11 protein-coding genes are annotated in these 12,061 nt (G+C 69.8%); 8 read left to right on the top strand and 3 right to left on the bottom strand.

Annotation, left to right across the window (positions count from 1 at the left end):
• The first annotated feature begins 48 nt into the window (after positions 1–48).
• From rlmB to BSP109_RS04770, 6 genes are all read left to right on the top strand, one after another.
• Positions 49–1,005 carry a 23S rRNA (guanosine(2251)-2'-O)-methyltransferase RlmB gene (gene rlmB, locus BSP109_RS04795; protein ID WP_101599551.1) on the top strand — a complete coding sequence of 319 codons (957 nt, stop codon included), beginning with the start codon at positions 49–51 and terminating at the stop codon, positions 1,003–1,005.
• 63 nt (positions 1,006–1,068) lie between these two features.
• Positions 1,069–2,226: a thiolase domain-containing protein gene (locus BSP109_RS04790; protein ID WP_101599550.1), complete on the top strand. Its 1,158-nt coding sequence runs from the start codon at positions 1,069–1,071 to the stop codon at positions 2,224–2,226.
• Positions 2,226–2,687 (top strand): Zn-ribbon domain-containing OB-fold protein, encoded by a 462-nt coding sequence (locus BSP109_RS04785; RefSeq protein WP_257944557.1) that lies wholly within the window; start codon positions 2,226–2,228, stop codon positions 2,685–2,687. The genes BSP109_RS04790 and BSP109_RS04785 overlap by 1 nt, the downstream gene beginning before the upstream one ends.
• Before the next feature lie 55 nt (positions 2,688–2,742).
• A complete protein-coding gene (locus BSP109_RS04780) occupies positions 2,743–3,387 on the top strand; it encodes a TetR/AcrR family transcriptional regulator (RefSeq protein WP_146001083.1) in 645 nt (214 codons plus the stop codon).
• Complete coding sequence (locus tag BSP109_RS04775) at positions 3,384–4,151, top strand: ATP-binding cassette domain-containing protein (protein ID WP_101599547.1); 768 nt, start codon at positions 3,384–3,386, stop codon at positions 4,149–4,151. The genes BSP109_RS04780 and BSP109_RS04775 overlap by 4 nt, the downstream gene beginning before the upstream one ends.
• Positions 4,151–6,325, top strand: coding sequence for a YhgE/Pip domain-containing protein (locus BSP109_RS04770; protein ID WP_101599546.1), 2,175 nt, complete (start codon positions 4,151–4,153; stop codon positions 6,323–6,325). The genes BSP109_RS04775 and BSP109_RS04770 overlap by 1 nt, the downstream gene beginning before the upstream one ends.
• 315 nt (positions 6,326–6,640) lie before the next feature.
• On the opposite strand, the gene BSP109_RS04760 is transcribed toward BSP109_RS04770, so the two are convergent.
• Positions 6,641–7,432, bottom strand: coding sequence for an SDR family NAD(P)-dependent oxidoreductase (locus BSP109_RS04760; protein WP_101599544.1), 792 nt, complete (start codon positions 7,430–7,432; stop codon positions 6,641–6,643).
• Between the two features lie 125 nt (positions 7,433–7,557).
• Between BSP109_RS04760 and BSP109_RS04755 the strand changes: the two genes are divergently transcribed.
• Together BSP109_RS04755 and BSP109_RS04750 are read left to right on the top strand one after the other, a co-directional pair.
• The gene (locus BSP109_RS04755) at positions 7,558–8,541 is read left to right on the top strand and encodes a LacI family DNA-binding transcriptional regulator (RefSeq protein ID WP_101599543.1); all 984 of its coding nucleotides are present in this window, start codon (positions 7,558–7,560) and stop codon (positions 8,539–8,541) included.
• On the top strand, positions 8,538–9,557 hold the full coding sequence (locus BSP109_RS04750; protein ID WP_101599542.1) for a LacI family DNA-binding transcriptional regulator: 1,020 nt from the start codon (positions 8,538–8,540) through the stop codon (positions 9,555–9,557). The genes BSP109_RS04755 and BSP109_RS04750 overlap by 4 nt, the downstream gene beginning before the upstream one ends.
• Here BSP109_RS04750 and BSP109_RS04745 read toward each other — a convergent pair.
• Together BSP109_RS04745 and BSP109_RS04740 are read right to left on the bottom strand one after the other, a co-directional pair.
• Positions 9,544–10,473 carry a trehalose-phosphatase gene (locus BSP109_RS04745; protein WP_179207188.1) on the bottom strand — a complete coding sequence of 310 codons (930 nt, stop codon included), beginning with the start codon at positions 10,471–10,473 and terminating at the stop codon, positions 9,544–9,546. The genes BSP109_RS04750 and BSP109_RS04745 overlap by 14 nt on opposite strands.
• The gene (locus BSP109_RS04740) at positions 10,470–11,978 is read right to left on the bottom strand and encodes a trehalose-6-phosphate synthase (protein ID WP_087008830.1); all 1,509 of its coding nucleotides are present in this window, start codon (positions 11,976–11,978) and stop codon (positions 10,470–10,472) included. Before BSP109_RS04740 ends, BSP109_RS04745 begins: the two co-directional genes overlap by 4 nt.
• Between the last annotated feature and the right edge of the window lie 83 nt (positions 11,979–12,061).

Genomic DNA, 12,061 nt, shown 5'->3' with positions numbered 1-12,061 from the left:
GAGCCGCCATGACGACTTTCTCAATCAACCCTCGGAAGAGGAGACACCATGCCACCTAAGCCACGCAGCGGAGCAGTCCGCAAGTCCAAGAAGGGCCCCCAGAAGGGGACCGGCGGCCTGGGCCGCCGCAAGCTCGAGGGGAAGGGCCCCACTCCGAAGGCGGAGGACCGGGTCTACCACAAGGCCTTCAAGAACGAGCACGAGAAGGAGAAGGAGCAGCGTGCCCGGCAGTCCCGCCGGCGCAAGCGCGAGTCCGGACCGGACACGGTCGCGGGCCGCAACTCCGTCGTCGAGGCGCTGCGCGAGGGGGTGCCGGCGACGGCTCTCTACGTCTCGTCGCGCACAGAGGCCGATGACCGTGTGAAGGAGTCCATCTCCCTCGCGGCGGACCGTGGGATCGCGATGCTCGAGGCGAGCAAGCAGGACCTCGACCGTCTGACGAACGATGCGATCCACCAGGGCATCGCCCTGCAGGTGCCGCCGTACGAGTACGCGCAGCCGGAGGATCTCCTGCACACGGCGAAGAGCCGGCTGGAGACGCCGCTGCTCGTGGCGCTCGACGAGATCACCGACCCTCGCAACCTGGGTGCGATCGTGCGGTCGACCGCGGCGTTCGGCGGGCACGGCGTCATCGTGACGGAGCGTCGGGCCGCGTCGATGACGGCGGCGGCGTGGAAGACGTCCGCCGGTGCGGCGGCCCGCATCCCGGTCGCTCAGGTAGTCAACCTGGTGCGCACGCTGCAGGGTCTCAAGAAGCAGGGCGTGTTCGTGCTGGGCCTCGACATGGACGGTGATGTCACGCTGCCCGGTCTGGCGCTGGCGGACTCGCCGGTCTGCATCGTCGTCGGCTCCGAGGGCAAGGGACTGTCCCGCCTGGTGCGCGAGGAGTGCGACCAGATCGTGTCGATCCCGATCGTGTCCTCCACGGAGTCGCTCAACGCCGGTGTCGCTGCAGCAGTGAGCCTGTACGAGGTCGCTCGCGCGCGAGGTGAGAAGAAGTGCTGACCGCGGCTCGGGCGTGCGCTACGATCGTCAGATACTGAACGATCGATCACTAGGAGTCGGTGCGTGAGCATTCGCGGCCAGGCGATGATCGCGGGGGCGTTCGAACACCCCCTGCGGAAGATCCCCGACACGTCCATCCAGCGGGTCCACGCCGAGGTCGCCGCAGGCGCCCTCGGGGACGCAGGTCTCACCTTCGCGGACGTCGACGCGTATTTCTGCGCGGGCGACGCTCCCGGCTTCGGCCCGCTGTCGATGGCCGACTACATGGGGCTGAACCTGAAGTACGTCGATTCGACGGACATCGGCGGCTCGTCCTACGTGGCGCACATCGGCCACGCGGCTGCGGCGATCGCGGCGGGCAAGTGCGAGGTCGCACTCGTGACGCTCGCGGGCCTTCCGCTCCAGGGGCTCGCAGCGGGCGCGGTGACCGATCGTGCACCGGAGTTCGGGTTCGAGAACGTCTTCGGCACGACGACCCCCGCGATGTACGCGCTCGCCGCCCAGCGCCACATGCACGAGTACGGCACGACGGCGGAGCAGCTCGCGGAGGTCAAGGTCGCGGCCTCCCACCACGCGCAGCACAACCCGAACGCGCTGCTGCAGAAGGTCGTCACGGTCGAGGACGTCCTGAACTCGCCGTACATCGCAGACCCGCTCCACCGGCTGGACTGCTGCGTCATCACCGACGGCGGCGGCGCAGTGGTCGTCGTGAGCCCTGCGGTCGCGAAGCGGCTGGAGCGGCAGTCCGTTCCGGTGCTGGGCCACGGAGAGGCTCCCAAGACGGCGGCCGCCGGTCGGATCGATCTCACGCACACCGGCGCCGTGTGGTCCGGACCGACAGCCTTCGCCGAGGCCGGGGTCACCCACGCGGACATCGACTACGCCTCGATCTACGACTCGTTCACGATCACCGTCATCGAGACGCTCGAGGACCTGGGCTTCTGCCCCAAGGGGCAGGGCGGCGCGTTCGTCGCGTCCGGAGCTCTGCGCGCACCTGACGGCGGTCTGCCGTTCAACACCGACGGCGGTGGACTGTGCAACAACCACCCGGTCAACCGCGGCGGCATGACCAAGATCCTCGAAGCCGTCCGCCAGCTGCGCGGAGAGGCCCACCCCGCGGTGCAGGTCCCCGACTGCGACATCGCACTGGCCCACGGCACGGGCGGATCATTGGGAACTCGGATGGGCTCTGCGACGCTCATCCTCGGACGGGAGGCATGATGAGCGACGCGACGACGACCTCGGCGGCGGGGGCTGCTGCACGGATCGGCAGCGAGCTGCCGGCGCCCACCCCGCCCATCAGCGCGGAGACCGCAGGCTTCTGGAAGGCGACGACGGAGGGGCGGCTCCTCTTCACGCGCTGCGACGCGTGCAGCGAGCCCACCTGGTACCCGCGTGAGTTCTGCCCCCACTGCGGCACGCTCGACGTGACGTGGGAGGAGGCCTCCGGCAGGGGAGAGATCCACAGTTTCACCGTCGTGCGTCGCGGCGGACTGGGCGCCTACGCCGGCGGCCCGCCCTACGTGCTCGCGTACGTCGAGCTTGTGGAAGGCGTGCGGATGATGACGAACATCGTCGACGTCGACGAGGCCGAGCTGCGGATCGGACTGCCGGTCACCGTCGTCTTCCACGAGACGGACGGTGACGCGGCGCTGCCGCGGTTCGTGCCGATCCGCCGCTGACGGCTCATGCCGGCAGTCTCGATACAGAATGCATCGAGACTGCTATCCTTGCCGGGTGACACTTTCAGACGCACCCAGGAAAAGGTCGGAGACCCGTCGTCGGATGCTCGCCGCCATGGACGAGATCGTCCATGGGTCCGGCGTGTCGGACGTGACGATCGGAAACCTCTGTGGTCGCGCCGGGTACACGCGCGGCGCGTTCTACTCGAACTTCGACAGCCTCGACTCCGTGTTCCTCGCGCTCCATCAGGAGCGCGTGGACCGCTTCCTCGTGCGCGCGACCGAAGCATCGCGACGAGTCCTGGACGATTGGTCCGGGCACGACAGCGGCCTGCTGGTGGAGACGATCGGCGCGGTCCTCGAAGCGCTGGCCGCGGACGAGACATGGTTCATCGTGCACGATCGCGTCTACGCACGTATGTTCGAGGATGAGTCGGTGCGAAAGCGGTATCGGGAGACCCGGGCGAGGATCTTCGGTGGCTTTGCCTCGCTGCTCGAGGAGGTGCTCGACGCGTCCGGCCGCGAAGCGACGGGCTCCGTCGACGAGCTTGCTCGCCTGCTGTGGTCCGCGGCCACGGGTGTGCTCAGGGAGCTTGCGGACGGCGATGGCCGGGACGCGCTCGACGACACGCGTGTGCTGGCGGAGGCTCTTCTCGAGGCCTGCACGCAGCCCACGGCGACGACGAGGGCAGACGCATGAGCCGTTCGTCGTGGACATCCGGTGACGGTCCCGCGATCGACGTCGAGGGCCTGGAGGCATCCGCGGACCAACCGGTCTTCGGACCGCTCGACCTGGAGGTCGGCCCCGGGGGCACGCTGGTGATCGTCGGTCCCGCAGGGTCGGGCAAGACCGCACTCCTGTTGACCCTCACCGGCAGGATGCACGCCACGGGAGGTTCCGGCACGGTGCTCGGGGCGGACGTGCGGAAGGACCAGGCACACATCCGGTCCGACTCCTCAGTCGCGTGGGTAGACGGGATCACCGACCTGGACAAGGACTACACCGTCGAGCAGCACGTCGCCGAACGCCTCATCGGCCTCCAGCCGTGGTACAGGCCCTTCGTGCGACGAGCCGACGTGCACCAGGCGCTCGACCTCGCGGGCTTCAGCGACGAGCTCCCACTGCGCGCCTTCGCATCCGAACTGACGCAGCTGCAGAAGTTCGAGGCCGAACTCCTGCTCGCGCGGCTCGACGGATCGGCGATCATCGCGCTCGACAACATCGACTTCCTGCGTGAGCCGGAGGATCGGAAGCATGCCTGGAGCCTGCTGGGCAGGGTCCAGGAGTCTGTCGCCCAAGCACGGCCGGACAGACCGCTGAGTATCATCGTCACGTGTGAGAACGACGCGGGGTTCGCCGTGCCCCAGGGCCGTGAGGACACCGTCCGCGTGCACCTCGACGAGGTGCAGCGCCCTGACCCCGCCCCGGCCCCGGCCCCCGAGTCCCGAGGAGGACGCCACTGATGTTCACCCTCCCGTGGTTGGAGATGTCGCGCTTCGGTCGTTCGGCGCTGTCCAAGGCGGCCATCGTCGCGATCCTCATCGTGCCGACGATCTACGCAGGGCTCTACCTCACGGCGAACTGGGCGCCTACAGACAACCTGGACCGGCTCGACGCCGCCGTGGTGAACCTTGACACCGGCGCGGACGCGCCGAGCCCCTCGTCCTCCGGGGACTCCGATGGTGAGGACGACAGCGAGGCCGACGACAGGCTCGAGGTCGGTGATGAGCTGACCCACACCCTCACGAATGAGGGGGATGCAGGCTTTACCTGGATCGAGACGGATGTGGAGGACGCGGCGAGCGGGCTGGCATCAGGCGATTATGCGGCCACCCTCACCATCCCCAGTGACTTCTCCGAGCGCATTGCCTCCTCCGGCGGAGACGCCCCGGAGAAGGCGGGGCTCACGCTGCAGACGAACGACGCCTACAGCTTCATCGTCGGACAGGTCGCCAACACGATCCTCCAGGAACTGAGCACGTCCCTGAACTCCGACATCACCGCCGAATACCTCGACCAGGTCTACATCGGCTTCAACGACATCCACGACAACATCGGCGAGGCCGCGGACGGCGCGACGGAGCTCCACGAGGGAACGGTCGAACTCGAGGACGGCGCTGCGTCGCTCGCCGACGGCTCCGGTCGGCTCGCAGACGGCGCGCACGAGCTCGAAGACGGCACCGCACAGGTACGTTCGGGTGCTGGGGAGCTCGCCTCGGGCGCAGGCATCCTCGCCGACGGACTGGGACAGGCGCACGATTCGGGCGGTCAGCTCGCAGACGGGGCGGACCAGGTCGCGGACGGCACGGCGACGCTCGCGGACGGCGCGGACTCGGTCGTCGACCGGGTGGACGACGTTGCCGACCGCGCGCACGACATCCTCGACCATGCGACCTCCGGCTTGGAGGCTGCTCGTGACGATCTGGACGACGCGGGATCCGTGCGCGACGGTATGAGCGAGGACATCGACAAGCTAGCCGAGCGCTACCCCGATGATCCGGACGTCCAGAGTCTCACGGAGTCAGCCGACGAGTTCGGCCGCGACCTCGACCGGGCTTCGGAACGCGCCGGCAGTGCCGCGGACGAGTCCGAGGAGCTCGCGGATGAGCTGCGGGGGTCGATCGACGAGGCAGTCGACACGACGCACGAAGTGCGCGACAGCGTCCACGACCTCGACGACGGGGCGAAGCAGGTGGCCGACGGCGCGGGCCAGCTCGAGGACGGGCTGAGCGAGCTCGCCGACGGCGGGAACGACCTCAGCGACGGCGCGGGCCGCCTCAAGGACGGAGCCGTCGAGCTCGACGACGGAGCGGGGGAGCTCGTCTCCGCCGCGGACGAGCTCCACGACGGCAGCGTCTCGCTGCACGACGGGACGATCGAGCTCGAGGACGGCGCGGGCGGGCTCGCGGACGGCCTCGGATCCGGGCTCGAACAGATCCCGACGTACGACGCCGAGGACCGTGACGTCCGCAGCGACGTAGTGTCCCTACCGGTCGACGGCGAGCTCGACAAGGCGAACGAAGTGTCCCACTACGGTGAGGGCCTCGCACCGTTCTTCCTGTCGCTCGCCCTGTGGATCGGCGGCATGATCACGTACATGGTGATCAACGCGATCCCGCCACGCTCTCTCGTCACGCCGGCGAGCTCACGCCGGATCGCCTGGTCGGGCTTCGTTCCCGGCGCGGTGCTGGGCGTCGGGCAGGTGCTGCTGCTCTTCGGCGTGATCGCCGGCCTGCTGGGCTTCGATGCGGCGAAGTGGCCGTCCACCATCGCCTTCGGAATCGTCATCGCAGGGGTGTTCGCCGCGATCCACCAGGTCTGTGTCGTCTGGCTGGGCGGCGTGGGCCGTCTCGTCGCGCTCGTCCTCCTGATGGTCCAACTGGCGACGGCAGGGGGAACCTACCCGGTGGCGACAGCGCCGGAGTTCCTGCAGTGGCTCTCGCCGCTCATGCCCATGACGCATTCGGTCGCGGGTCTGCGGATGCTCATCTCCGGAGGGACGACGGGGATGTTCGCCGTGCACCTCGGGGCCCTGCTCCTCACGGGTGCGCTCGCCATGGGCATGACGATCATCGGGTGCCGCCGCAAGCGGATGTACACGATCACCCGACTGCATCCGAGCCTTCAGCTGGCGTGACCCGCTCAACGCCGGGGCTCCTCTGCGCTGCGCGAGTTCCCATGACGGCGGCCGCGACGAGGCGGCGCACAGTCTTGCCCACTCGCGTCCATCGCTGCGGCAGGAGGACGGCAGCGGCCTACACGAGCGCGAAGGCCGACACCACAAGCGGGTTCGCATCGACGAACGTCCTCGGCGCGTCCATGATCGGCACGTCGTAGAACAGCGGACCCACGAAAGTCAGGATGGACACGACGACGATTGCGAGGTCGAGCGTCCGGTGTGTCGAGCCCCCGGAGCCCGACGACGTCCAGACTCGATGCGTGCTCACCGCTCTCACACCCGCGGGGTGAACCGCCCGTCCTGCGCCATCCAGCCGCCGTCCACCAGCAGCGAGTGGCCGGTCACGTAGGAGGACGCGTCGGATGCGAGGAACAGGACAGGTCCCGCGATTTCGTGCAGGACGCCCCAACGGCCCAGGGTGCCCTTCTCTGCGTAGGCGTCCCACCATTCGCGGTCGGCCTTGATCTGTTCGGTGAGCGGCGTCTCGAAGGGGCCGGGCAGGATGGAGTTCACGCGCACTCCGGATCCGCCCAGTTCGCTGGCCAGCGTCTTCGTCAGCTGGACGACACCGGCCTTCGCCGCGGCGTAAAGGCCCTGGCCGGGCTCGATCACGAGTGCCCGGAAGCTTGCGAACGTGACGATCGAGCCGCGTCCGCGCTCCGCCATCCGGGTGCCGAATGCGCGCATGAGCCGGTAGGTGCCCTTGAGATTGATGTCGATGACGCGGTCGAACTCCTCGTCCGTCGTCGCAGCCATCTTCTTCCGCACGTTGAAGCCCGGGGTCATGACCAGCACGTGGGCGTCCGCGAACTGCTCCGCAACGGCCTCGACGTTCTCCGTCGACGTGATGTCGAGGGCGACCGCCTCGCCCCGACCTCCGCGATCAGCGATGATCTGCGCCGTCTCCTGCGCACCTTCCGTGTTGAGGTCCGCGCACACGACGTGCGCGCCCGCGTCGGCGAGGCCCACAGCTGTCGCACGGCCCAGGCCGGACGCGGAGCCGACCACGACGGCTGTGCGATCGGCAAGATCGAAGAGGGAGGGGATGTTCGGCAGATCTGACACGGGTGGGGTCCTTTCTGTACGGATGTGTCCGGGGTGCGGACACCTCGATCATCCGCCATCCGGCTTCCTCCGCGCGACCCCAGTCCGCATGTCGGTAGAAGTGCCCCGCGCCCTAGGATGACGGTATGAGCGTCACGGTCGAGGACATCGCAGAGCGGGCGGGGGTCTCCCTGTCGACCGTGTCGCGCGTCCTCAATGACCGCGGCCCGGTCGCGGACGCCACGGCGCAGCGCGTCCGGACCGCGATGACCGACCTGGGGTATTCGCGCTCGACCCTGCTGCGCAGCACGGAGCACCCGCTGGCAGCGGTGTGCGTCCCCGCACGCCCCGAGCACTGGCAGCTCGACGTGCTCAGCCGCGTGGACTCCGCTCTGCAGCAGCGCGGAGTCCTCACCGCGACCCCGGCGATCGGTGCGGACCTGTCGGAGGTCTTGGCGGTCGTCGACGCGGGTGCGGCGCTCGTCATCACCCCCATGCTCACGCCGCTGGAGATGGACATCCCCGTGGTGCGCTTCGCCGGTGCCAGCCACACCGACGACCGCCGGCCCCACCCCAACGAGCTCGTCGCAGCCCGCATCGATCTCACCGGTGCGCTGTCTCTCGCGTTCGACCACCTGTCCGCGATCGGACACCGGCGGATCGGCCTCATCTGCAACGATTCCGGAGTGCTCGCCGATCAGCTGCGCGCCCGGTTCCTCGCGGAGCATCCGATGGCGCGGTTCAACGACTCGCTCGAGGACTGGATCGCACCGGTCCCCAAATCGGTCTCCGGCGGTGCCGACGCCGCGCTGCGCCTCAAGGACCTCACGTGCACGGCTGTCATCGTGCAGTCCGGGCTGCAGCTCTACGGGGTGTTCCAGGGCATCCGGCAGCGCAGCCTCGCGGTTCCCCGCGACCTGTCCGCGGTGGGTCTGGGCGACTCGCTCACCGTCCGCTACACCCGTCCTCCCGCCACGGTGCTGGGCTTCGACGCCGAGGCCATGGCCGAGGCGCTGGTCGCCGGCGCACGCACCGTGCTGGGGATGCCGGGCGACGGGCTCCCCGCGGTCCCTCCCACCTTCCGACCGATGCTCGTGGCGCGCCGCTCGACGACGGCGGTGCTGCGATGAGCCGCCCCACGCTCGCCCGCATCGCGGAGGCCTCCGGGCTCTCCCTCTCCACGGTGTCGCGCGTCCTGCGCGACCGGCCAGGAGTGTCCGAGGACGCGCGCAGAGCGGTGTCGATCGCACTGCGCAGCCTGGGCGTCGAACCGCCGCCGGCGACGAACCCGGATACGGCGAGCGGCGCCCGGCTCATCGCCGTCGTCTCGAACGCGCTCGTGGGTCCGGACGTCGACCCCTACGCCACGCTCGCGCTCGCACTCAACCGCCGCATCTTCGAGCTGGGGGACATCGCGGTGACCGCTGCGGCGGGCGACGGGCTGGACCCGGCCACCGCGTTCGCCTCACGCGGGGTGGCCGGAGCCATCGTCCTGGGCGGGGCCGACGCAGGCCACGAATCGCAGAGGCTGGCCACGGCGGGGATGCCCGTCGTGCGCATCTCCAACGCGCCGCACTCCGGCCTGCCGCAGTTCGTGCTGGATGCGTCGAGCGGCATCGAGACCGCGGTGCGCCACCTCGCGCACATGGGCCACCGCCGGATCGGGTTCGCCGTCGTCCAGAACTCCGCGGCGGAATCGCGCGCGAACGTGTTCCGGCAGGCGGTCGCCCAGACGCTCCACGTGCAGGCGACCCGCGCCGAGGCCCCCGTCGAGATCACGCGCGAGGGCCAGCTCGCGGGCGCCCACGCCGCCGAGGTCCTGCTCGCCCAGGGCATCACCGCCGCCATCAGCTCGTCGCCCGCGATCACCCTGGGCTTCCTTGAGGCCACGGCGCGTGCACGGCTGCACATGCCGGAGGACCTGTCGCTGCTCACGGTGGGCGATCTGCCGGACGCCGATGTGCTCGACCCACCGATGTCGCAGGTCACCTACGACTGGACGCAGCTCGCGGAATCAGCGGTGTCCGAGCTGCGGCGGATCATCGGCCAGCGCGATGCGGGGCACTCGCCGTCGGTGCCCGCGCACTACCGGGTGGTGCCGGAGCTCGTGCTCCGCGCGTCCGTCCGTCCGGTCACGAAGCGCTGACGGGACCGGAGGTCCCCGTGGAACCACCGCCGAGGTGCCGGCCGCGGTCCGCGGCGAGCCGGGCGAGGAAGGTGGAGACGGCCTCGGGATCGGCGACGCGGAACGGCGCGCACGTGGCCTGCGTGCCCACCTTGACCGGCAGCGACGCGATGTCGGTGCGGTCGTTCAGGTAGGCGAACGCGTCCTCGTCGGTGGTGTCGTCGCCCAGGAAGACGACGGCGTCCGCGCCCGTCGCCTCGAGCATGCGCGCCAGGCCGTGGCCCTTCGTCTCCATGCGCACCGCGAATTCGGTCATCGCGTGTCCCGCGAAGCTGCGCAGCTGCGGCATCCGCGCCGCGAGGGCGGTGAGCTCCGCCTCGAAGAAGGCCGCTCGCTCCGCACTCGTGCCGCGGGTGTGCGCCGTGCGGCCCAGCGGCTTCCGCTCGATCCGCAGCTCGCCGTGCCCGGCTTCGGGGGTCCGGGAACGGATCGACTCGAACGCGGCGTCCAGCTGCGCGAGCGTGTCCGCCTCCGCTGCGGTGAGGGGAGTGGAGTACCGGGGGAGACCGTCCGCGGCGGGTGCGGTCGCGGATGTGCTCCCGTTCGGTGTGCTCCCGTTCGACGGATCGAGTGCGGAGAAATCCGTCTCCAGGCCGTGGGAGCCGATGAAGATCGCGCCGGTGGGGGCATTCGACAGGTCCTGCAGCACGTCGATGTTCCGCCCGGAGATGTACCCGACCGGGGTGTGCGGCAGCGCCGCCAGCGCCACGACCGCGTCCGCGGAGGCCGGCAGGGGAGCGGACGAGTCCGGATCGTCCTGCAGCGGGGCGATGACCCCGTCGAAGTCGAGGGCGACCAGCAGAGTGTGCGCGGAGCTGATCGCGGTGATGTCGAGGGCGTCCGGCGGGATGACGGGCGGGCGGAGGGCGAGGGTCACTGAGCGGTCTCCGAGGATGTGGGGTGATCAGGGACGACTGGCCGCTGCATGACGGCCGGCGCGGTTCCCTGGCGCGCGGCGGCCAGCCCGCGGAGCGTGCCGAGGAAGTCAGCGGACCAGCGTCGCACGTCTTCGGTGCGCAGCTTGCGGCGCATCGCGCGCATGCGGCGACGGCGCTCCGCGTCGGGCATGCGCACCGCCATGAGGATGCGGGCCTTGAGTCCGGAGATGTCGTAGGGGTTCACGGTGACCGCCTGGGTGAGCTGTTCGGCGGCACCGGCGAACTCGCTGAGCACGAGCACCCCGTCGTCGTCCGTCCGGCATGCGACGTACTCCTTCGCGACGAGGTTCATGCCGTCGCGCAGCGCTGTCACCAGCATGACGTCCGCGGCGAGGTAGTACGCAGCCATCTCATCGCGGGGGTAGGAATGGTGGAAGTAGTGCACCGCCTGGTGATCGAGCGTCGAGTGCTCGCCGTTGATGCGGCCGACCGCCAGCTCGACGTCGTCGCGGATCTGCCGGTACTGCTCGATCCGTTCACGGCTGGGCGTCGCGATCTGCACGAGTGTGGCTTCGCCGGGCAGGATGCTGCCGTCGTTGAGCAGCTCGCCGAACGCCTTGATGCGATGGCGGATGCCCTTCGTGTAGTCGAGCCGGTCGACGCCGAGCATGAGCACGTCGGGATCACCCAGCTCGGACCGGATCTCCCGGGCCCGCGCCACGATCCGCTCCTCCCGTGCGAGCTGGTCCAGCTCCTCCGTGTCGATCGAGATGGGGAAGGCACGGGCGTGGGCGACGTGTGACTCGCGCTCGCCGTCAGCGGTCGGCACCGTGATCGCGGTGTCCTTCGTGGAGCGGTTGAGGTTGATGCGCACGGCACGGCGGAAGTTCGCGGCGTCCGCGGCCCGCTGGAAGCCGATGAGGTCCGCGCCCAGCAGGCCCTCGAGGACCTGGGACCGCCAGGGCAGCTGCGCGAAGAGCTCCCAGCCGGGGAACGGGATGTGGTTGAAGAACCCGATCGCGAGGTCCGGGCGGGCCTCACGCAGCAGCGCCGGCACCAGCTGCAGCTGGTAGTCGTGCACCCAGACCGTCGCACCCGGAGACGCGACGCGTGCGGCGCGCTCCGCGAACCGCTCGTTCACCCGCACGTAGTCGTCCCACCAGGTGCGGTGGTACTCCGGATGCACGATGAGGTCGTGGTAGAGCGGCCAGAGCGTGGCGTTGGAGAACCCCTCGTAGTACCGCACGATCTCCTCGGAGCTCAGCGGGACCGGCACCAGGTGCATGTCGTCGAGGTCGAACGGATCGAACTCCTGGTCGGTCGCACCGGCCCACCCCACCCACGCGCCGCGGTTCTGCTGCATGACCGGGGCGACAGCGGTGACGAGCCCGCCGGGGGACGTGCGCCAGGTGGGCGGCTCCGTCGACATGTCCCGGTCGACGGGGAGGCGGTTGGCGATGACGACGAAGTCGAACGTCTCATCCTGAGTCCCGTCGATGGTCATGCGGTGCACTCCTCCCGAGCTCCTGCTGAACGCCGGCCGAACGGCCCGGCCGGGTGCTTTCAGGTCTCTCCTCTAAGCTTAGC

Source organism: Brevibacterium sp. Mu109 (assembly GCF_900169375.1).
Taxonomy (GTDB): domain Bacteria; phylum Actinomycetota; class Actinomycetes; order Actinomycetales; family Brevibacteriaceae; genus Brevibacterium; species Brevibacterium yomogidense_A.
Note: the sequence above shows the minus strand (reverse complement) of the source record. Positions and strands in the feature narration are given on the sequence as shown.